A 22,124-nucleotide genomic window follows, 5' to 3' on the forward strand; every position below is an offset into this window, starting at 1 on the left:
CATGTTCTGGGCCTCATACCTGCTGGCGGTCCTGGCGATCATACTGGCGTGGCCGGTACCCATCCTGCTGTCGCGCGCGCAATGGCCCGCGCGGTCGCCGTTTACGGCCATGCTGCTCTGGCAGGCCATCGCCCTGGCAGGTGGCCTGTCGATGATCGGCGCCATGCTGGTGTACGGCCTGGAGCCCATCGGGGACAACCTCATCGCCGGGCTCCGGTCTTTGGCAGGCATGGTGCTCTTCAACGCCCCCACCACGGCTTTGGGCTTCTGGCACATTTTTGCCCTGTCTGCAGCAGCTTTGCTGACGGCCCACCTTGTCTTCACCCTGCTGCTGACCTACTACCGGATCCAGCGGCAGCGGCGTCGCCACCGGGAACTGCTGGCGCTGCTGGCGTCCCCTTCCGGGCAGGACACCGCCACGCTGGTCATCAGCCATGACTCCCCGGTGGCCTACTGCCTGCCCGGCGGAGCAAGGTCTGTCACCGTCCTGTCCGACGGCCTCATGGCGGCCCTTGAACCCGCAGAGCTCCAGGCCGTCCTGACCCACGAGAACGCCCACCTGAGCCAGCGGCACCACTTGCTGTTGTGGGCGTTCGCTGCGTGGCGCCAGGCCCTCCCCTGGCTGCCCACCACGCGGTTGGCGCAGGAATCGGTGAGCTCACTGATCGAGATGCTGGCCGACGATGTTGCCCTGCGGACGGCCGGCAGAGCCACGCTCATCAAGGCAATCGCGATCGTGGCCAGCGGTTCGCCAGCCGGAACGAACGGGCCCGGCGGCGGCCAGGCCGCTCCCGGGATGGCGTTGTCCGGCCTCGAGGCCGCCGCGGGAACTGCGGGCTCCGACTCCGCCCGCACTACGGCGTCCCGGGTCAGCCGGCTGCTCTCGCCGCAGCCCGGACTGCCGCGGGCCGCACGGAGCCTGGTCCTCACCGCGTGCGTGCTCCTGCTGGCGCTCCCCACTGCACTGTTGGTGGTGCCCGGCCTGCTGGGCTGAACCTCCCGCCGTCGCGCCCTACATTCGGACGCTGCGCCGCGCGGAGGCCGGTGGGCCGTCCGTCCGGCCAGCACCCTGCATCAGGCGTCGATGCGCTCCCGGTCCAGGCTTGCGGCGCCGGCGATGATGAAGTCCTTGCGCGGAGACACGTCAGAGCCCATCAGCAGGTCAAAGGTCTTCTCGGCCTCTTCCAGTTCCGCGATCCCCACTTTGCGGAGCATCCGGTGCCGGGGGTCCATGGTGGTCTCGGCCAGCTGCTCCGCGTCCATTTCGCCCAGGCCCTTGTACCGCTGGATGGGTTCCTTGTACCGCTTGCCTTCCTTGGCCAGCCTGGCCAGCAGCACGTGCAGCTCGGCCTCGGAGTAGGTGTAGATCATCTCGTTGGCCTTTTGGCCGGCGTTGACCACCTCCACCCGGTGCAGCGGCGGGACGGCAGCGAACACCCTGCCCTTCTCGATCATCGGGCGCATGTAGCGGAAGAAGAGCGTCAGCAGCAGCGTGCGGATGTGCGCGCCGTCCACGTCGGCATCGGTCATCAGGATGACCTTGCCGTAACGGGCCGCACTGATGTCGAAGCTGCGCCCGGACCCTGCACCCACCACCTGGATGAGGGCCGCGCATTCGGCGTTGGAGAGCATGTCCCCCACGGAGGCCTTCTGCACGTTGAGGATCTTGCCGCGGATGGGCAGCAGCGCCTGGAAGTCGGAGGACCGTGCCAGCTTGGCAGTCCCCAGCGCCGAGTCGCCTTCCACGATGAAGAGTTCGGAACGTTCGACGTCGTCCGTGCGGCAGTCGGCCAGCTTTGTGGGCATCGAGGAGGTTTCCAGCGCGTTCTTCCGCCGCTGGGTCTCCTTGTGCACACGGGCCGAGATGCGCGACTTCATCTCGCTGACGATCTTCTCGAGCAGCAGGGCCGACTGCGCCTTGTCGTTGCGGTTGGCGGAGCTCAGTTTGGCAACGATCTCCCGTTCCACCACCTTGGCCACGATGGCACGGACGGCGGAGGTGCCAAGGATTTCCTTGGTCTGGCCTTCGAACTGCGGCTCGGCAAGGCGGACGGTCAGGACTGCCGTCAGGCCGGCAAAAATGTCGTCCTTTTCGATCTTGTCGTTGCCGGCTTTCAGCTTGCGGGCGTTGGTTTCCACGGCTTTGCGGAAGGTCTTCACGAGCGCCTGCTCGAAGCCGGACTGGTGCGTTCCGCCCTTCGGCGTGGAGATGATGTTGACGAAGCTGCGGACGGTGCTGTCATAGCCGATGCCCCACCGCAGGGCCACGTCCACCTCGCAGTCCCGTTCCACCTCTGCCAGCTGGCTGTGGCCGCGCTCGTCGAGGACCGGGACGGTTTCCTTGAACTTGCCCGAACCGTGCAGCCGCCAGACGTCGGTCACCGGCGGGTCTGCGGCCAGGAAGTCGACAAACTCGGAAATGCCGCCGTCGTGGTGGAACACCTCCTCGTGCGGGCCGGCCTCGCCCGGGGTTCCGGGGACCCGGCGTTCATCACGGACGGTCAGCTTCAGGCCCGGCACCAGGAAGGATGTCTGCCGTGCGCGGGCCGCCAGTTCGTCGTAGGAAAACTTGGCGTCGGGTGTGAAGATCTGGCGGTCAGCCCAGTAGCGGATGCGGGTGCCCGTGACGCCTCGCTTGGCCTTGCCGACGATGTCGAGCACCGAGTCGTCAACGAACGGGGTGAACGGAGCGGCAGGATCGACCTTGCTTCCAACATCCTTGAACCGGCCGGGCTCGCCCCTGCGGAAGGACATCTGGTAGGTCTTGCCGCCCCGGTCGACTTCCACGTCCAGCCTGGATGACAGCGCGTTGACCACCGACGCGCCAACGCCGTGAAGGCCGCCAGAGGCCGTGTAGGAGCCACCACCGAACTTGCCGCCGGCGTGCAGCTTGGTAAAGACCACTTCGACGCCGGTGAGTCCCGTCTTGGGTTCCTTGTCGATGGGGATGCCGCGGCCGTCGTCGTGGATCTCCACGGAGTTGTCCGCATGCAGGATGATGCGGATGTCGTGGCCAAAGCCTGCCAGGGCCTCATCCACTGAGTTGTCGATGATTTCCCAGAGGCAGTGCATCAGGCCGCGCGAGTCGGTTGAGCCGATGTACATGCCCGGGCGCTTGCGGACGGCCTCCAGGCCTTCAAGAACTGACAGATGCCGGGCGGTGTACTCAGAGCTTGGTGCCACTGGTGATGAACTCCTTCAGGGACGGAACAGCAGGCGCGTAAAGCGCTCCCTCTAGGGTAGTCGGCCCCGGACAGGAGCTGCGGTTGCCACTCTTGGCGGCCCGTGTGGACCGCGCCACTCAGCCGCCGCGTGCCCGGCAGGCGCCAATCTTGACCGAAGCTTGCGGATACGCGGACAGCGAACTTGGTCCATCCTTGCGATGGTTTGGATACGAATACTGGTTATATAGACATACAGATCTACTAAGGAGGCCGATTATGACAACAGCAGTGGCAGACCGCACACTCAACGCACTCGACCGGTGCGACCGTTGCGGAGCTCAAGCGTATGTCCGGGTTGTACTCGAGTCCTCCGGCGGTGAGCTGCTGTTCTGCGGCCACCATGCCCGTGCCGTCGAAGCGACGCTCAAGCCCCTGAGCTCGGACTGGCACGATGAGACGGCAAAGCTTCACCAGAAGGAAGCCGTGGAAATCGACTAGGGACAGCATAACGTCCAAAGGGTGGGACTCCTCCGGAAGGAGGGGTCCCTCCCTTTTTGCCTTAACACGTCTTCGCCGGCGATGATGATCGGCCGCACGGGACCTTCCAGTCGAACGATGCGGGTCCAGCCGAACGGCTCCGGTTCAGCCGAACGAGGCCGGAACCGGCAGCGGGCCGGCCCGGATCCCTGATGGATCCGGACCGGCCCGCTGACCTGCCCTGCTGCCGGAGCCTGGCGGGTCCGGCGGCGCGTGATGCCTAGTCGAGGTAGTCGCGCAGCACCTGGGAGCGGGACGGGTGGCGCAGCTTGGACATGGTCTTCGATTCGATCTGGCGGATCCGCTCGCGCGTGACTCCGTAGACCTTGCCGATTTCGTCTAAAGTCTTCGGCTGTCCGTCGGTCAGGCCGAAGCGCATGGCCACGACGCCCGCTTCGCGCTCGGACAGGGTGTCCAGAACGGAGTGCAGCTGCTCCTGCAGCAGCGTGAAGCTCACGGCGTCTGCGGGAACCACGGCTTCGGAGTCCTCGATGAGGTCGCCGAACTCGGAGTCACCGTCTTCACCCAGCGGGGTGTGGAGGGAGATGGGTTCGCGGCCGTACTTCTGGACCTCGACAACCTTTTCAGGGGTCATGTCGAGTTCCAGGGCCAGTTCCTCGGGCGTGGGTTCGCGGCCCAGGTCCTGCAGCATCTGGCGCTGGACGCGGGCCAGCTTGTTGATGACTTCCACCATGTGCACCGGGATACGGATGGTCCGGGCCTGGTCGGCCATGGCGCGGGTGATGGCCTGGCGGATCCACCACGTGGCGTACGTGGAGAACTTGAAGCCCTTGGTGTAGTCGAACTTCTCCACGGCGCGGATCAGGCCAAGGTTGCCTTCCTGGATCAGGTCCAGGAAGAGCATGCCGCGGCCGGTGTAGCGCTTGGCCAGTGAGACCACCAGGCGGAGGTTGGCCTCCAGCAAGTGGTTCTTGGCGCGCTTGCCGTCGTGGATGATGAATTCGAGTTCGCGCTTGTACTTCGGCTCCATGGAACCGTCGTCAGCGGCGATCTTCTCTTCGGCGAACAGGCCGGCCTCGATCCGCAGCGCAAGGTCCACTTCCTGCTCAGCGTTGAGCAGTGCCACCTTGCCGATCTGCTTCAGGTAGTCCTTGACGGGGTCGGCCGTGGCGCCGGCCGACATGACCTGCTGGACGGGGGCGTCGTCGTCGTCGGCGTCAGAGTAGACAAAGCCCTTGCCGCTGCCGACGGCACCCTTGGCAGTGGTGGCTTCGCTCTCTTCAGCGGCCTCGGCGCCTTCCAGGAGGCTCTCGTCGAGTTCCTCCTCGGCGTCCTCAGCCTCGTCAGCATCGTCGGCAGAAGCCTTGTTGGCAGCCTCCGCGGCCGCCTTGGCGCCGGGCTTGGGCCCGCGCTTCTTGGGCTCGGGCTTGCCGTCCGCACCGGAGGAAGCCTTGTTGGCTGCCCGCGTAGCGGCCCGCTTGGCGTTGGTCGCAGCCTGCTTCTCCTCAGCGGACATATTGTCCTGGGCGGCGGGGTCCTTCTTCGTGGAAGACGGGGTCACAGAAAACCTTTCTTGCGGTGGTCTGTGGAATCGCCATACGGGCAACACCACTATGACCCTGTCAAGTCCGTGGTGGAAATCAAGCGCCACCACGGCCGGCAGAGTCTAATGGAACAACTACCGGAGCGGCCGTATTGTTCCCCGGAGGGCAATACTGCTGGTGCTCGATACACGGACCCAACCGGGTCTCGGCAACCATTGTCTCATGTTTCGCCGCATCGGGCCTCCCCGGGCTCCCCACAGGCTGCTTCCGGACCTGCTGCCTCTATCTGCGGCCTCCGCTCACGCAGCGGCTCCGGGACCGAACTTCTGCCAGGCGGATTCCTTCCTGGCCGCCCATCCGCAAATGGATCCGCGCCCCACCAGCTCCAGGATCAGTTCCGCAAGCCGGTACCCGGGCTCGGCGCCCAGCGCGTCATTCAGGTGCCGGGCGGCATAGGAACCGCGGCCACGGCACCATGAGATCCAGCCCCGGCCGGTCAGCGCCGCTGCGGCCGCCTGGCCGCCCAACGCGGCCAGCTCCGCCAGGATGCGGTCCAGCCCGTCCATGCCCGCCCAGTCCGGGACTTCGGGCGCCATGCCCATCAGGACGGCCCCGTAGTTGGGCACTTCCCCGCCGGCGGACACCGGTTCAGTGCGGTGCGCTGCGTGAAGCCGTTCGATCCCCCAGCGCTCCCCTGCTGGACCTGGCCCGCCCGCGTCGCCTGTCATGCCGGCGTCATTGCCCGGTACCCACAGCGGGCTGATCGCCTCCAGCTGATGGGCCTCGTCGAAGAGGTGGAGCCCTTCAACGCCGGCCTCGGCCGCGTTCCTCCCTGCTGCGCCCATCACCAGGACAGCGTCCCGCCAATGGGGGACCAGGAGCGAGGCGGACAGGAAACCGTCGCGGTCCACATCCGGTACCCACGGCAACCCGGCAGGCCGGGCCAGCAGGTACTCCCACACGTCAAGGACCAACCGGAACTGTGCCAGGCTGCGGCGCCGCGGCGACAAACCGCATTCCCACTCTTCCTCTGCCTCCATGGCGGCGGCCCGGTGCATGGCGGGAACGGGCCGGGCAGCAGGCTCCTGCCGTTCGGGCGCGGGACCCACACTGCTTCCGCGGTACACCATTTCCGCGTTGAGTGCGCTGTCGCGGATTTCCTGGACGGGGCGTCCTGGAGCAGGGCAGCACCCGGCGTCCAGGCAGTACGCGTCGCGCCAGTAGTGCACTCCGACGTACCAGGCGTCCCGGACCGGCATGCCGGCCCGATCCAGCACGGGCGCGAGGCCCGCCAGCAGCAGGCCATAAGTGCCTGCGGCCAGGTGCGTGTCGCTGGTGAAGACGGCCAGCAGCGTGCCGTCAGCACTCGTGTCAGCACCAAGGTAGCCGCGTACCGCCTGCAGATAGTGCTCCGGCGCGGCATCCCCTTCAGGTGCCGGCAGGTCAAGCCGAAGCGTGGCACCAAGCTGCCTGCCGTGCATGGTCATGGCCACGAGGCTGTCGGAAGGCCAGTAGCCCAGCGAATGCGGAATGAAACCGAGGATGTCCGCGGGTCCGGTGACGGTGAGTCGATCGGGAGCTGTCATGGCTCCACGATCCGCCGGGCGGCCGCAGCCGGAAAGGTGCGGGCCTGGCTAAGTGGAAAAGTCCGGCCCGGCGTCGCCCGCAGGCGGCGGCGTCCAACAACAAAAACCCTGAAAGCCACCGCACAGTGACGGCGGATTCCGGTTGTGGAGGACTGGTCAGTCGCCCGAAGGAGTGTTTCGGCTGCGCCGCGCCAGGTTCTCGCGGCGCTGCCTGGCAAGGGCAGTCCGCAACGGCGGAACCACCACGCCCTGCTCAGCCATCCGTCGCCGGACCTTCCGACGGCAACCAATCACTGCGGCCGCGCCGAACCCGAGGAGAACGAACTGAAGGCTGAGGGCTATGCGGAAGGGATCGAGCCCGTAGAGGACGCCGTTGGAGAATCCACTGGCGTACAGGAGGTCCAGCACGACGCCGATCAGGAAAATGGCCGTCAGCGCAGCGATAAAGCCGCCAACGTTCACGATTCCCGTAGCGGTGCCGATGCGGTGGGCGGGGTTGAAGGTCCGGGCAAAGTCGAAGCCGATCATGGACCCGGGGCCGCCGATGGCCAGGGCCACCACCAGGATGGCCAGCAGCCAGAGCGGGGCACGGCCCGGGAAAAGCAGGACCGCAGCCCAGGCGGCAGCAGTCACCGCGGCGATCAGCAGGACCATCGTGGAGCGCCGCAGCGGGTGCCGGGAGACGAAACGGCCAATGAACGGACCCACCGCCATCGCCGCAGCCACGTACAGCGCCATGAGGGATGCAACGGTGCCGGCGTCCAGGCCCTGTCCGGAAATCAGGAAAGGGTACCCCCACGTCATGGCGAACACGGTTCCGCTGAACTGGATGGTGAAGTGGCTCCACATTCCCAGCCGGGTGCCGGGCTGGCGCCACGCGCTGGCCAGGGACACGCCCGTCGCCTTCAGCCCCTGCTGCGATGTGGGCCGTTCGACGCCGGGCGGAACGTCCTGGAGCAGGATCACCACCAGCACAGCAGCGAGTGCGGACATGCCGGCGAGCATCAGGAACGCGGGGGTCCAGCCGGAAGAGTGGAGGACGAAGGCGAAGGGGATCACGCTGATGAGTTGGCCCAGCTGCCCGGACATGCCGGTCAGCTGGGTGACGAGGGGAACCCTGGCGGGCGCGAACCACAACGGGATCAGCCGGATCACGGAAATGAAGGTCATCGCATCACCGGCGCCCACCAGGACGCGGCCCAGGACACCGCCGGGAATGCTGTCGGCAAAGGCGAGCTGAAACTGGCCCAGGCCCATCAGGACTGCGCCCCCGGCGATCATGGCCCGTGAACCGAACCGATCCACCAGGAGCCCCACGGGGATCTGCAGGGCCGCGTAGACCAGCAACTGCAGAACGGTGAAGAACGAGATTGCCGATGCGCTGGCATGGAACCGCTCGGTGGCTTCGAGTCCCACCACGCCGAAGGACGTGCGCTGGGACACGGCCACCAGGTACCCAAAAACGCCGACGGTCCAAATCAGCCAGGCGCGGGGTGCAGTCACGTCTTCATTATGCCCACATGCCGCGGGCCCCACCGCAGCACGCGCCCGCCGGCTACTGCCCGGGGTTCTCCCGGGCGAGGTAGGCCTCAACGGCGGCACCCAGCTCATCGCCGTCGGGAAGCTCGTCATTCTCGTCGGCGAGCAGGGACCGGCGGACGATGCCGTCGGACTTTTCGTCGTAACGGGTTTCCAACCGCGAGACCACCTGCTGGACCTCGTCCGAGGCCTCGATCTGCTCGGCGATCTGGCGGCTCACGTCGCGGCCCGATTCGCGCAGACGGTCCGTGGGCAGCATGAGGGACGTGGCAGCACCCAGGTACTCCAGGCCCGCAACCGCGGCGGTGGGGTATTCGGCTTCAGCCAGGTAGTGCGGCACGTGGATCACGTAGCCGGCAACGTTGCGGTTCGCCTCGACGAGGCGCAGCTCAAGGATGTGGCCGACGGCGGCCGGCACCTCCACCGTTGGTTTCCACACGGAGATGCCCTCGATGAGCTCAGGCCGGTTTCCATGCACGGTCACACCTACCGGGCGGGTGTGCGGCACCGGCATCGGAATCGAATGGATCCACGTGACCAGGTTGACGTCCAGCTTCTCCACGATGCCCACCACGGCACGGGCGAAGCGCTCCCACTGAAGGTCGGGCTCGAATCCGGCCAGCAGCAGGAACGGCTTCCCCAGCCCGTCAACCAGCCGGTACAGCGCCAGCCGCGGCTCCTGGTAATCCTGGATATGGTCTTCGACGAAGCTCACGTGGGGCCTGCGGGACCGGTAGTCGATCAGCTGGTCGGCGTCGAAGACGGCGACGGGCTGGGCATCAAGGGAGTCCAGCAGTTCGGCATTGATCTGCTTCACCACATGGCCCGCGTCCGCGAAGCCGGTAAAACCCATCACCAGGTTCAGGCCGCGAAGCTCCGGGCTGTGGAACAGCTCGATGTTGCTCGCATAGAGAGCGTCGGGGTCCAGCAGGGAGCCGGAGATCCTTTCAAGCACGCCATGGTCCTTTCACGGGTTGGGGTGGTCATCAGGCATAACGCAGAGTTGGGACGCGGCATTCCGCCCCACCGTGTGGTGCACATCTCAGGAAATTCTCCGGCCGTGCCGGCTAAGGGCTACGATCGGAACTGGCCTGCCAGCCGGGCCTGCTTTCGCCCGGGCCGCGTCCGGAACGGCCGCCTCCGGGCCACCATGGCGGGAGCCGAACATGCATCCCCGCCCGATCTTTTCGAGAATTGAGGACTCATCCCTGTGGTCAAGAATACTGAAATCAACCTTAGTACCGTCTCCCGGGACCTGAAGAAGAGCCCCAGCGACGCCGTGGTCATCGGGGTGGGGCAGGGAACTGACGGGCCGGTCCTGCTGGACAACCCCCTGACGGCAAAATCGGCGGAGGCCCTCGCAGATTCCCTCAAGGCGCTTGGCATCACCGGCGCAGCAGACCAGGTGGTCCGGCTGCCCGGCCTGCCGGAAACCGGCGCGGGCATCCTGGTGCTGGCGGGCGTGGGCAAGGTACAGGCAGGCAAGCCGCTCGCCGCAGAATCGCTCCGACGCGCCGCCGGTTCCGCGGTCCGCCAACTGGCCGGTCTGGCAACGGTGGCGCTGGCGTTCCCGACGGCGTCAGTCGCCGACGTCGAGGCCGTCGCCGAGGGTGCGGCGCTGGGCGCGTACTCCTTCACCGAGTTCCGGTCCGCCAAGGACGGGCTCAAGGATCCGGTCCGGAACGCACTGATTTTCACCGATGTGGTGGAGCAGAAGGAACTCGGCACTGCACTGAAGCGCGCGGGCCTGGTAGCCAAGGCCGTCAACGCCACGCGTTCGCTGGTCAACACCCCGCCCAGCCACCTGTACCCGGAGTCATTCGCCGAGGCAGCGAAGGACCTGGCCAAGGGCCTGCCCGTCAAGGTGACGGTCTGGGACGAAAAGCGCCTGGAAAAGGAAGGCTTCGGCGGCATCATGGGCGTTGGCAAGGGCTCCACGCGCCAGCCGCGCCTGGTCAAGGTGGAGTACTCCCCCGCCAAGGCTGCTTCCAGCATCGCGCTCGTGGGCAAGGGCATCACGTTCGACACCGGCGGCATCTCCATCAAGCCGGCCCTCGGCATGGGCGACATGAAGAGCGACATGGCCGGTGCCGCCGTCGTGCTTAACACTGTCCTGGCCCTCGCCGGGCTGGGCCTGCCGGTCAAGGCCACGGCATGGCTCTGCATCGCCGAGAACATGCCGTCCGGTGCCGCGTCCCGTCCCGCCGACGTCCTGACGATGTTCGGCGGCAAGACCGTGGAGGTGCTCAACACTGACGCCGAAGGCCGCCTGGTGATGGCCGACGGAATTGTCGCAGCCAGCCGCGAATACCCGGACGCCATCATTGACGTCGCAACCCTCACGGGTGCGCAGCTCATCGCTCTGGGCAACCGGACCGCGGGCGTCATGGGCTCGGACAGCGTCACCGGCGCGCTCAAATCGGCTGCGGACCGCGCCGGCGAGCTGGTGTGGCCCATGCCGCTGCCCGAGGAACTGCGCCCCACCCTGGATTCCCAGGTGGCGGACCTGGCCAACATCGGCGAACGCCATGGCGGCATGATGACCGCCGCCGTGTTCCTGCGCGAATTCGTGGGACAGGACAAGCAGGGCGAGCAGATCCCCTGGGCGCACATCGACATCGCCGGCCCGTCCTTCAACAACGGCAGCCCGTACGGCTACACGCACAAGCAGGGCACCGGCTGCACGGTCCGTACCCTCGTTGCCTACGTGGAAGACATCCTGGCCGCAGCCTGACGCCGCGAGGCGGCAGCGGTGCGCGCGGCCCTGCGGTACGGGTGATCCCTGTGCCACAGGGCCGCGTGACACTGGACACAAGCGCTCCACAAACGCTGCGCCAAGGTGGAGCATGGATGGGTGGTTCGCTAAGGTGAACCACGGTAGTCACAAATGCAAGAGAACTGACCTGCTGACATAATCACGGCAGTGCAATTCCAAGACCAGATGATGCGCGCAGAACGCGTCATCGTTCACGCGAGGGAGCGTTTAAGTGGCCGATCAGGCAACTGCGCAAGAATTCGACATCCTGGTACTCGGTGGCGGCAGCGGCGGATACGCCGCGGCGCTCCGGGCAGTACAGCTCGGCCTCACCGTCGGCCTCGTGGAGAAAGCCAAGCTGGGCGGCACCTGCCTCCACAACGGCTGTATCCCCACCAAGGCCCTGCTCCACTCTGCCGAACTGGCCGACCACGCCCGCGACTCCGCCAAGTACGGCGTGAACGTCACCCTTGACAGCATCGACATGACCGCCGTCAACGCGTACAAGGACGGCATCATCGCCGGCAAGTACAAGGGCCTTCAGGGCCTCATCAAATCCAAGGGCATCACCGTCATCGAGGGTGAAGGCAAGCTCCAGGGCACCAACACCGTCGTGGTCAACGGCACCGCCTACAAGGGCAAGAACATCATCCTGGCTACGGGTTCCTACTCCCGTACCCTGCCCGGCCTGGAAATCGGCGGCAAGGTCATCACCTCCGACCAGGCCCTCACCATGGACTCCATCCCCAAGAGCGCCATCATCCTGGGCGGCGGCGTCATCGGCGTCGAATTCGCCTCGGTCTGGAAGTCCTTCGGCGTGGACGTCACCATCGTGGAAGGCCTGCCCTCCCTGGTCCCCAACGAGGACGCCACCATCATCAAGAACTTTGAGCGCGCCTTCAAGAAGCGCGGCATCAAGTTCTCCACCGGCGTGTTCTTCCAGGGCGTCGAGCAGAACGCCGACGGCGTCAAGGTCACCCTGGTGGACGGCAAGACGTTCGAAGCCGACCTCCTCCTGGTCGCCGTGGGCCGCGGACCCGTTACCGCCAACCTCGGCTATGAGGACGCAGGCATCACCATCGACCGCGGCTTCGTCATCACCAACGAGCGCCTGCACACCGGCGTCGGCAACATCTACGCCGTGGGCGACATCGTCCCCGGCGTCCAGCTGGCCCACCGCGGCTACCAGCAGGGCATCTTCGTGGCCGAGGAAATCGCGGGCCTGAAGCCCGTGATCGTTGAGGACATCAACATCCCCAAGGTCACCTACTCCGAGCCCGAGATCGCCACCGTTGGCTACACCGAAAAGGCTGCCAAGGAAAAGTTCGGCGACGACCAGGTCCAGACCCAGGAATACAACCTGGCCGGCAACGGCAAGAGCTCCATCCTGGGAACCTCCGGCCTCGTGAAGCTGGTCCGCCAGAAGGACGGCCCCGTGGTGGGCGTCCACATGATCGGTGCCCGCATGGGTGAGCAGGTTGGCGAAGCCCAGCTGATCGTGAACTGGGAAGCGTACCCGGAGGATGTGGCCCAGCTGCTGCACGCACACCCCACGCAGAACGAATCCCTCGGCGAGGCCCACCTGGCTCTGGCCGGCAAGCCTCTTCACGGCTAATTCCCCACAGCATTACCAAGCCCGGTGCACCCGGTCCCGCAGACCGGGTGCACTAGGCTTCCAACAAGGCAGCAATCATTCGCACTAAAGATCAATAAGGAGAACGGGGACGACATGTCTGAATCCGTTAACTTGCCCGCCCTCGGTGAGAGTGTCACCGAAGGAACCGTCACCCGCTGGCTGAAGCAGGTAGGTGACCGGGTAGAGGTGGACGAGCCGCTGCTCGAGGTCTCCACCGACAAGGTCGACACCGAAATCCCCTCTCCTGTCGCTGGCGTGATTGAGGAAATCCTGGTCGCCGAAGACGAGACCGCAGAGGTCGGCGCACCGCTGGTCCGCATCGGTGACGGCTCCGGCGGCGGTTCCGCACCCGCAGAAGAAGCGCCCGCCGCTGCACCGGCAGAAGAGGCACCCGCGGCTGAACCCGCTGAGGAAGCTCCCGCCGCACCCGCAGAAGAGGCACCGGCCGCTCCCGCCGCCGAAGCGCCTGCTTCCGGTGGTGGCGAAGGCCACGATGTAACCCTCCCGGCCCTGGGCGAGAGCGTCACCGAAGGCACCGTCACCCGCTGGCTGAAGGCAGTGGGCGACACCGTTGAGGTCGACGAGCCGCTGCTTGAGGTCTCCACCGACAAAGTCGACACCGAGATCCCGTCCCCCGTTGCGGGCACCCTGCAGGAAATCCGCGTGAACGAGGACGAGACCGCAGAGGTCGGTTCCGTCCTTGCCGTCATCGGTTCGGGCGCTGCGGCAGCACCGGCGGCCGCCCCGGCTGCTCCCGCCCAGGAAGCACCCAAGCAGGAGGCACCGAAGCAGGAGGCACCTAAGCAGGAGGCACCTAAGTCCGCTCCGGCACCGGCAGCAGCGCCTGCAGCCGCACCTGCTCCGGCATCCGCACCTGCACCGCAGGCCGCCCCGGCAGCAGCCGAGGCTCCGGCGTCAGGCGGCGAGTCCGGCTACGTCACTCCCCTGGTCCGCAAGCTGGCCAACCAGCACGGCGTGGACATCTCCTCGCTGTCCGGCACCGGGGTCGGCGGCCGCATCCGCAAGCAGGACGTCATCGCCGCCGCCGAGGCGAAGGCCGCACCCGCAGCAGCTCCTGCCGCCGCCCCCGCTGCAGCACCGGCAGCCGGCAACGGCCAGGTCTCCTCGCTCCGCGGCACCACCCAGAAGGCTCCGCGCATCCGCCAGGTCATCGCCCGCCGCATGCGCGAATCCCTCGAGGTCTCCACGCAGCTGACGCAGGTCCACGAAGTGGACATGACCAAGGTTGCCAAGCTCCGCCTCAAGGCCAAGAACTCGTTCCAGGCCCAGAACGGCACCAAGCTGACCTTCCTGCCGTTCATTGCCAAGGCCGTGGCCGAGGCCCTCAAGCAGCACCCCAAGCTCAACGCTGCGTACGACGAGGACAAGCAGGAGATCACCTACCACAACGCCGAACACCTGGCGATCGCCGTCGACACCGACAAGGGCCTCCTGGTCCCGGTCATCTCCGACGCCGGCAACCTGAACCTGGCCGGCCTCGCCGGCAAGATCGCCGATGTCGCTGGCCGTACCCGCGCCGGCAAGATCGGCCCGGACGAACTGTCCGGCGGCACGTTCAGCATCACCAACATCGGTTCGGTGGGCGCCCTGTTCGACACCCCGATCATCAACCAGCCGCAGGTTGGCATCCTGGGTACCGGTGCCATCGTCAAGCGCCCCGTCGTGGTCGCTGACGAAAACGGTGACGACTCGATCGCCATCCGCTCCATGATGTACCTGTCGCTGACGTACGACCACCGCCTGGTGGACGGCGCTGACGCCGGCCGGTTCCTCCAGACCCTGAAGGCACGCCTCGAAGAGGGCGCCTTCGAAGCGGACCTGGGCCTCTAACCCCAGGACGCAGTCCGCGGCGGCTGTCCGGCATCCGGTGGTGATCCACTGGAAGTCCGGCCGGCCGCTGCGGCATTTAAGCGCCACCGCGGAAGTGACGCGTTGCGGAGGGCACGCACGCGACGGTTACTACAGAGCGTAGAAGAATCTGGATAGACTGATGCCATGAACATCGTTTACAACGTCATGGTCTTCCTGCACATCGTCGGCGCCGCCATGATCGTCGGCATCTGGATCGGGCAGATGAAGAAGCCCACCGTCCACCCGCGCCAGTTCGATGGGGCTGCCCTGCAGCTCCTCACCGGTGTGGCGATGATGGGCCTGATCCCCGCCCTGGACATGGACGCCAACTACGCCAAGCTGGGCATCAAGCTCGTCATTGCTCTGGTGGTTGCCGTCCTGACTTTCATCGGCAGCCGCAAATTCAAGAAGGGCGAATCGGTCTCCATCGGCCTCGCCCACAGCGTGGGCGGCCTGGCGCTGCTGAACGTCGCCATCGCGACGCTCTGGCGGTAACCGCCCCACCCCTCCGCATGCCACTGACGACGGCGGCGCTCCCCTTGCGCGGGAGCGTCGCCGTCGTGCGTTGTCCGGTCCGGTCACAATCCTCTGTCAGCGGACAACCTGTGCACGGGTGCTGCCGAATCCCTAGGATGGGGAACGGCGGGCTGCGGCGGATGCCGGCGCCCGGATCGAATCAACGTTGAGGAGTGACATGGCTACAACACGCAACGCGCACACGGTATGGACGGGCAGCCTGACCGAGGGCTCCGGCAACACCACCCTGGACAGCTCAGGCCTGGGCACGTTCGATGTCACCTGGAAGGCGCGCACCGAAGCGGCCGAGGGCAAGACCAGCCCCGAAGAACTCATCGCAGCGGCACACTCGGCATGTTTCTCGATGGCCTTCAGCCACGAACTCAGCCAGGCCGGCTTCACCCCGGAGGAAGTCAACACCAAGGCGGAGGTGGGCTTCCAGCCCGGCACCGGCATCACCGGCAGCCACCTCACCCTGAATGCCCGCATCCCCGGCATTTCCGAGGAAGACTTCCAGCGCATCGCCGAGGCAGCCAAGAAGGGCTGCCCGGTTTCGCAGGCGCTGGCCGGCATTGAGATCAGCCTGGACGCCACGCTCGCTTCCTGACCCAAGTAACGCCAAAGGCCCTGTTCCTGCCGGTTCGTCCGGCAGGAACAGGGCCTTTCTGCGTGTCCGTCCGGAAGCAGCAGCCCGCCTGGCTAGGCCTTGGCCTGGCTGCGCGGCGGGAGCGGTGCGGGACGCAGCCGGCGGTAACCCTCACGGAGCGGAGGACGGTCGGTGGGCAGTTCCTGGACCATTTCCTTGAGCGCACCGATGCCGTATTCCAGCTGAGGATCGCGGCCGGCGGCGTAGGCATGCGGCGGGAAGGTTACTTCGATGTCCGGGTCCACGCCGTAGTTCTCCACGCCCCAGCCCACGCCGCCGCCGAACCAGGTGGCGTAACGGGGCTGGGTTACCCCTGTTCCGTCAGCCAGGGCGAAGCGGTTGTCGATGCCCACCACGCCGCCCCAGGTGCGCGTTCCGATGACCGGGCCGATTCCCCGCAGCTTGGACACCTGGGTGATGATGTCCCCGTCGGAGCCGGCGAATTCGTCCGCGAGGATGATCACCGGTCCCCTAGGTGCGTGGTGGGGGTAGGTGCGCGGCTTTTCCCCGCGCGGCATGCTCCAGCCGGTCACCTTGCGGCCAATCAGTTCGGCCACCAGCTGCGACGTGTGTCCGCCGCGGTTGCGCCGCACATCCACGATCAGCCCGTCCAGCGCGGTCTCGGTATCGAGGTCCCGGTGCAGCTGGGCCCAGCCGTTGGCCATCATGTCCGGGATGTGCAGGTAGCCGAAGGTACCGTCGGAGGCTTCCCGGACGGTCCGGCGGTTCGACGCCACCCATTCCTGGTACCGCAGCCGCTCCTCATCCTTGACGGGCACGACGGCGACGCGGCGCTGGGTGCCGGCGGCATCCCCGTGCCCGGCACCGTTCAGCAGTGTCAGTTCGACTGCGCGGCCCGCCGCCCCGACCAGCAGCATGGCGGGCGTGACCGATTCAGCCAGCGGCACGCCGTCGATGGCCAGCAGGATGTCGCCGGCCTTCGCGTCGACGCCGGGCCGGTTCAATGGCGAGGTGGCCAGCGGATCCGAGGACTCGCCGGCGAGGATCCGGGTGATTTCCCAGCCCGACGCCGCGTGGGCCAGGTCGGCTCCCAGCCGGCCCTGCCCGTGGCTTCCGTTCTCTGTCACGGCTGCGGGGCGTACGTAGGCGTGAGACGTGCCCAGTTCGCCGTGCAGTTCCCACAGCAGGTCAACCAGGTCGTCGTGCGAGCCCAGCCGGTCCACCAGGGGACGGTACCGGTTGCGCATGGAGTCCCAGTCCTGGCCGGCCATGTCTTCGGCCCAGAAGAAGTCCCGCTGCAGGCGCCAGGCCTCGTCGAAGGCCTGCCCCCAGACGCTGACGGGGTCCATCATCACGCGGATGCGCCCCAGGTCCACCTTGACCAGCTTGCCGGATTCCTCGTCCGCCTTGGCGTCGGACGGAACTACTGTGACCTGTTTGTCGGCAAGGACCACGGCTTTGGTCCCGTCGCCGGAGAGCCGGTAGCTGTCCAGTGACTCCACGAGGGTCTCCTGCTTGCGCCGGCCGAGGTCGTACCGCACCAGGCTGGGGCGGGTGTCCTTGTCCTCCTGGCTTGCCTTGCCGTCGCCGGTGACGCCGGAGAGGGCAGCGTCAAGCCACAGCAGCGCACCCTTGGTTGCCGAGAGTCCGGTGTAGTTGCCCTGCGGAACCGGAACGCCGATGACCCTGTGGGCCAGGCCTTCGGGATCCACGCGGACCGCCGGCGGCCCGTCCTGTGCGTCGGCGTCGGCGGCATCGGGCCCGGCGGCGTCTCCACCAGCTGCCCCGGCTGCCACGTCCGGTCCAAACGGCGACGGCGTACCGGCGGCGAGGGCAACGAGGTAGGGCTTGATGGGGCTTGGGAAGGACAGGTCGAAGGAGTGGCCGTCGTAGACCGGGTCGAAGCTGCGGTTGGAGAGGAAGGCCAGGTACTTTCCGTCCGGGGTGAACGCCGGCGACCTGTCGCAGAACCGTCCGTCGGTGACCTCAACAGGTTCGGAGCCCGGGGCCGCGATGTTGGCGGCCCGGAGCCGGCTGCGCGAGCCGAAGGAGGTGACAGGCTCGGACCACACCAGCCAGGCGGAGTCGCCGGACCAGGCGATGTCGGATATGGTTCCCTCCCCGATGCTGGCCACCCGGGTCAGCTCGCCCGAGGCGGCGTCGGCAAGGTACACGTCGCCGAACGACGTCCCCAGGGCGAGCCACCGTCCGTCAGGGCTCGCCTCGAGGGCACTGGCCCGCGACGGCGTCGGAACGGCAATCTGCGCGGCAGCGGGAGCCACGGCAGGTGCGGAAGGTTCGCCGGTCCCGTCCTCCGGGGCCCCAGCCGGCTGCTGTTCGTCGCTGCCACCCGCGCGGGAGCTGGCCAGGACAACAGGGGAAGGCTGCGCAGATCCCGCCAGCACAGCGGCGCCGGCAGCCGGCACGGGCTGGGGCAAGGCCACGGCATCCGCCCGCCCGGAGGCTGAACCGGTGTCTGCTTCCACGGGATTGGCTGCCTCCGCTGTGTCGCCGGCGGGCGGCGTTGCCGGCGCGGCTCCTCCGGGGACGGCCGGATGGTCGATGGCTGCCACGATGTCCCTGATGTGCAGGGCCTCGACGCCGCCGTGGTCCGCAATGTAGGCGATGCGGCCGTCGCCGAGCGGCCGGGGAAGGCGGCCGCGCACGCCGGGTGTGGCCTCGATAACGCGGGACGGTCCGTCCTTGTGGCGGAGCCAGTGGATGGTGCCGTGCGCCTCGACCGCGCTGGCTGAACCGGTGGCATCCGGCACTGCGGCACCCAGGTGCTTTGACGGCTTCAGTAGGGCGGGGCGGCGGGACTGGGAGGCGGACCCGAGGGTGATATCAAGGCGGACAGCCTCGGACCCGAGGTCCTTCAACACCCACAGTTCACCGGCTGATTCGAAGATAACCCGGGTGCCGTCCGTGGCGGCGTGGCGGACGTAGAAGTCCTCGTGGTCGGTATGCCGGCGCAGGTCCTTTCCGTTGGGAAGGACTGAATAGAGGTTGCCGTAGCCCTCGTGGTCGGAGAGGAAGGCCACCCGGCCGTCCACCCACAGGGGGTCGGCAAAGTTTCCTTGCAGGTCCGGCAGCAGCCGTTCGAATTCGCCGTTGCCGTCAGTATCGATCCACAGCTTTCCTGCTGTGCCGCCGCGGTACCTCTTCCACCAGGCAGGTTCGCGGGACAGCACGCTGGCCACTACGACCGGGCGTTCGTCGCCCACTTCCGGGCCGAAGGCCACCGACTCCACGGGGCCAAACGGCAGTTCCTCCGCCCAGCCGCCTTCGAGCGGCACACTGTACGCGTGGGTGTGGCGGCTTTCGGCCTGCCGGAACGCGCTGGTCACCACCACGGCGCCGCCGGCGGTGAAGCCCTTGACCCGGGTGGTGCTGTGTCCGAAGTAAGTCAGCTGCCGGTAACCGCCGCCGTCGACGTCCGCCGAGACCACTTCCGGCGCCGTTCCCTGGACCACCGTCCACACCAGCTTCTTGCCGTCCGGGGTGAAGCGGGGGTTGCGGGCGGGCAGCTGGAGCGAGGAGACACGCCACGCGCGGCCCCCGTCCAGTGGCGCAATCCAAACGTCATCCTCGGCCACGAAGGTGACCAGATCGCCGTGCAGATGCGGAAAACGGAAGTAGCTCGAAGAGGTCATCGTTCGATCATAGTCATCCCTTACCCGGCGCCGCGGGACGTGCCGTGGGGCCGGGTCCGTGGTGTGATGGAGCATGCGCATCCTTATGTCCGGGGCCTCGGGAATGATCGGCACGTCCATGTCCGCCACTTTCAGGGAGGCCGGGCATGACGTCGTGTCCCTGGTGCGCCGTGAACCGAAGACGGCCGCCGAAGTCCGCTGGGATCCGGCCGCCGGGGAACTGGATCCCCGGGCACTCGAGGGCGTGGACGCCGTCGTCAATCTTTCCGGCGCCGGAATCGGCGACCGGCCCTGGACGCGCAAGCGCGTGGAGGAGCTGTTCAGTTCGCGGCTCCGGTCAACGGAGACCCTTGTCCGGGCCATGCAGGAGGTGGACAGCCCGCCGCCCACCTTCATCAGCCAGTCCGGGTCCGGGTATTACGGGGACGCGGGATACACCGTGCTCCGCGAGGATGCCCCCGCGGGGTCCGGCACCCTGTCCCGCATCTGTGTGGAGTGGGAACAGGCCGCTGCCGCGGCCCCGTCAGGCGTGCGCACTGTCACGCCGCGCACCGGCGTTGTCCTCAGCCGCTCCGGCGGCGCCTTGGGCAGGCTGCTTCCCCTCCTGCGTCTCGGCGTCGGCGGACCGTTCGGTGACGGCCGGCAGTACTGGCCCTGGATATCCCTGCCGGATGTGTCAAAGGCTTTCCTGTTCCTGCTGGAATCCGACATCCGTGGGCCCGTAAATCTGTGCGCTCCCGAACAGGCTGACGTCAACAGCATCGTGGCGGCACTGGCCCATGCACTGCACCGGCCTGCTGTCCTGCGGGTCCCGGGCCCGGTGTTGCGCCTGGTGATGCGCGACCTGGCCGAAGAGCTGCTCCTGTCCAGCCAAAGGATGGAGCCTGCGGTGTTGTCGGCAGCCGGTTTCCGCTGGCAGCATCCTGGTTTGGCGGAGGCGGCCGCCTGGGTTGCCGGCAACGACAAGGCCGCGGACCTGGCCTGACCTCGAACTGGCGGGCAGGGTACGGGCTGCGGCAGAACGCGTGGTTTCAGGAGCCGGGAAAGATCTCGCTGATCCGCCACTTTCCGTCCCCTGCTACAAGGACCAGGCGCAGGGACTGGCCGGGTGCAGCCGCCCCTTTCGCGGCAACAGTTCCGGTGGTGTCCTTTTCTTCCCAGGCTGATGTGGCGGCGGTGGCCCGGACAACCGCGCGCGATTCCGTTGCACCCGGCTCGGTCCGGACGCCCGTGAGCGTGGTGGTGAAGCCCGAGAGCACCCTGCCCGAACCTGACAGCCTCTCCGCAGTGGGATGATCGGCGGCGGCCGCCGGCGATCCGGAGGCGTTGACCTCGGCCAGCAGGTCCACCTGGCCGCTGCGGAAGGCGTGGTCGCGCAGCGCTGCAAGGCCACGCAGGGCGTCCGCAGGTTGAGCTGACGATGCCAGGTCCCTGGCCTCGTCCAGCGCGGCGGCGCCGTTGGCCTGGATTTCAGCAGAGTCTCCTGCTGGGGCGGAAGCCGCCTCGGCCGCAGTCCGGCTGTCGCCGGCGGCATCGAGGGTCTCCACGGCCACCTGGGACAGAGGGGTCAGCCAGAAGACCATCGCCGTCCCCGCAGCAGCGCCCACGGCAAGGAAGGTCCGGCGGAGGGGAACCCTGGTTGGGGCCGCGCTGCGGTGAGCCCCGTTCCGGCGCCCACCTGCGTGCTTCCCGGGGTGCCCAGGGGCACCACCTGTGTCCTTCCGCCGTGCCGGTTCGCCCGATGCTGCAGGTCCGCGTGTGGCGGCGGGGGTTCCTGTGAGCCGCGACGGCGCCTCCATCCGCCGGCGCAGTGTCCCGAGCCGTTCCCTCAAACCGCCCGGCGAGGGCGGCGGCACGTGCCTGCGCGTCAGCAGTTCCGGAATGACAGTGGGATGGACGGCGGCGGAAAGGTCCACCGGTACAGGGGCGGCACTGCGGTAGACAGCGGTTGCCAGGGCGCCGGCGGTTGGACGGAGCCTGCGGTCTTCGTTGAGGCCCGCTTCCAAGGCGGCAGAGAGGTCAGCAGGAACACCGGGAACCAGGAGCGGCAGCGGTGGCCGGTCCGCCGTGCGTGCCGGCGCGGCACCAGTGAGGCAGAACCAGCCAAGGGCCGCCGCCGCATAGACGTCCCTCTCGGGTTGCAGCCCTGCGCGGACCGCATCCACCGGTGCAGGATCCACGAAGCCGGGCGTCCCGTGGCCCGCTCCGCCGGCGGGGTCCCCCAGCATCCGGGCGATTCCCAAGTCCGAGAGCATCGGCTTGCCCTGGCCGCTGAACAGCACGTTACCGGGCGACACGTCCCCGTGCGTGAATCCTTTCCCATGAAGATAGGACAGCACCTGGGCGATGGGAGTCAGCACGGTTACGGTTTCGCCGACGCTGAGCCGGCCGCGGGCGCCAAGGAGCTGGCCCAGGGAGCCGCCGGATGCATAATCCATGATGAGGGCAGTCGCAGCTTGTCCCTCCGCGTCGCCGGGCGGCCCAGGGTGCAGGCTGACGGCGTCATGGGCCCTGACCAGGTGTTGGTGGTCCAGGACGGAGAGGATCCGGATTTCCCTTCTCACTGCGTCCTCGGACGTCGATCCGCGGCCGCGTGACTCACCGGAGCCGGTGTGGAAACACTTTACGGCGTATCTCCTGCCGGTGGCCTGCTCGGCGGCAAGCCAGACGGACGCGCTGCTTCCCTGGCCCAATAGCCGGTCAACCGCATAACCCGGGACGTCGGGAGCGTGCAAATCATCCATGTCCCATGTC

Annotated in this window: 15 protein-coding genes; 8 read left to right on the forward strand and 7 right to left on the reverse strand. The window is 67.4% G+C overall.

The features are described from left to right. Position 1: 1 nt before the first annotated feature. Complete coding sequence (locus tag ACFV4R_RS18365; RefSeq protein ID WP_377203838.1) at positions 2-994, forward strand: M56 family metallopeptidase; 993 nt, start codon at positions 2-4, stop codon at positions 992-994. Positions 995-1,074: 80 nt separating this feature from the next. Here ACFV4R_RS18365 and ACFV4R_RS18370 read toward each other — a convergent pair whose 3' ends face one another. Continuing rightward, the gene (locus ACFV4R_RS18370) at positions 1,075-3,183 is read right to left on the reverse strand and encodes a type IIA DNA topoisomerase subunit B (RefSeq protein ID WP_377203837.1); all 2,109 of its coding nucleotides are present in this window, start codon (positions 3,181-3,183) and stop codon (positions 1,075-1,077) included. 257 nt (positions 3,184-3,440) lie between these two features. Between ACFV4R_RS18370 and ACFV4R_RS18375 the strand changes: the two genes are divergently transcribed. Then, positions 3,441-3,662: a hypothetical protein gene (locus ACFV4R_RS18375; protein WP_015936820.1), complete on the forward strand. Its 222-nt coding sequence runs from the start codon at positions 3,441-3,443 to the stop codon at positions 3,660-3,662. A gap of 259 nt (positions 3,663-3,921) precedes the next feature. Here ACFV4R_RS18375 and ACFV4R_RS18380 read toward each other — a convergent pair whose 3' ends face one another. The 4 genes from ACFV4R_RS18380 to ACFV4R_RS18395 form a co-directional block, all read right to left on the reverse strand. Then, the gene (locus ACFV4R_RS18380) at positions 3,922-5,223 is read right to left on the reverse strand and encodes an RNA polymerase sigma factor (RefSeq protein WP_377203836.1); all 1,302 of its coding nucleotides are present in this window, start codon (positions 5,221-5,223) and stop codon (positions 3,922-3,924) included. A gap of 282 nt (positions 5,224-5,505) precedes the next feature. Beyond that, positions 5,506-6,792, reverse strand: a complete 1,287-nt coding sequence (locus tag ACFV4R_RS18385; RefSeq protein WP_377203835.1) for a DUF4192 domain-containing protein — start codon at positions 6,790-6,792, stop codon at positions 5,506-5,508. Positions 6,793-6,948: 156 nt separating this feature from the next. Beyond that, positions 6,949-8,295, reverse strand: coding sequence for a nitrate/nitrite transporter (locus ACFV4R_RS18390; protein ID WP_377203834.1), 1,347 nt, complete (start codon positions 8,293-8,295; stop codon positions 6,949-6,951). Positions 8,296-8,347: 52 nt separating this feature from the next. Then, complete coding sequence (locus ACFV4R_RS18395) at positions 8,348-9,286, reverse strand: proteasome assembly chaperone family protein (protein ID WP_377203833.1); 939 nt, start codon at positions 9,284-9,286, stop codon at positions 8,348-8,350. A gap of 255 nt (positions 9,287-9,541) precedes the next feature. Here ACFV4R_RS18395 and ACFV4R_RS18400 point away from each other — a divergent pair, with 255 nt between their 5' ends. From ACFV4R_RS18400 to ACFV4R_RS18420, 5 genes are all read left to right on the forward strand, one after another. Further along, entirely contained in the window at positions 9,542-11,065 is a 1,524-nt protein-coding gene (locus ACFV4R_RS18400) for a leucyl aminopeptidase (protein WP_377203832.1), read from the forward strand. Between the two features lie 253 nt (positions 11,066-11,318). Then, positions 11,319-12,701: a dihydrolipoyl dehydrogenase gene (gene lpdA / locus ACFV4R_RS18405; RefSeq protein WP_377203831.1), complete on the forward strand. Its 1,383-nt coding sequence runs from the start codon at positions 11,319-11,321 to the stop codon at positions 12,699-12,701. Between the two features lie 114 nt (positions 12,702-12,815). After that, positions 12,816-14,573, forward strand: coding sequence for a 2-oxoglutarate dehydrogenase, E2 component, dihydrolipoamide succinyltransferase (gene sucB, locus ACFV4R_RS18410; RefSeq protein ID WP_377203830.1), 1,758 nt, complete (start codon positions 12,816-12,818; stop codon positions 14,571-14,573). Positions 14,574-14,738: 165 nt separating this feature from the next. Further along, positions 14,739-15,089, forward strand: coding sequence for a hypothetical protein (locus ACFV4R_RS18415; RefSeq protein WP_377203829.1), 351 nt, complete (start codon positions 14,739-14,741; stop codon positions 15,087-15,089). A 199-nt stretch (positions 15,090-15,288) separates the two neighbouring features. Beyond that, positions 15,289-15,717: an OsmC family protein gene (locus tag ACFV4R_RS18420; protein WP_015936811.1), complete on the forward strand. Its 429-nt coding sequence runs from the start codon at positions 15,289-15,291 to the stop codon at positions 15,715-15,717. A 92-nt stretch (positions 15,718-15,809) separates the two neighbouring features. Here ACFV4R_RS18420 and ACFV4R_RS18425 read toward each other — a convergent pair whose 3' ends face one another. After that, the gene (locus tag ACFV4R_RS18425) at positions 15,810-19,370 is read right to left on the reverse strand and encodes a S41 family peptidase (protein WP_377203828.1); all 3,561 of its coding nucleotides are present in this window, start codon (positions 19,368-19,370) and stop codon (positions 15,810-15,812) included. A 73-nt stretch (positions 19,371-19,443) separates the two neighbouring features. Here ACFV4R_RS18425 and ACFV4R_RS18430 point away from each other — a divergent pair, with 73 nt between their 5' ends. Then, positions 19,444-20,355 (forward strand): TIGR01777 family oxidoreductase, encoded by a 912-nt coding sequence (locus ACFV4R_RS18430; RefSeq protein ID WP_377203827.1) that lies wholly within the window; start codon positions 19,444-19,446, stop codon positions 20,353-20,355. A gap of 46 nt (positions 20,356-20,401) precedes the next feature. Here the strand turns inward: ACFV4R_RS18430 and ACFV4R_RS18435 are convergent, their stop codons facing one another. Beyond that, positions 20,402-22,114: a protein kinase gene (locus ACFV4R_RS18435; protein WP_377203826.1), complete on the reverse strand. Its 1,713-nt coding sequence runs from the start codon at positions 22,112-22,114 to the stop codon at positions 20,402-20,404. Between the last annotated feature and the right edge of the window lie 10 nt (positions 22,115-22,124).

It is taken from the genome of Pseudarthrobacter sp. NPDC059871 (assembly GCF_042731175.1).
Classification (GTDB): Bacteria; Actinomycetota; Actinomycetes; order Actinomycetales; family Micrococcaceae; genus Arthrobacter.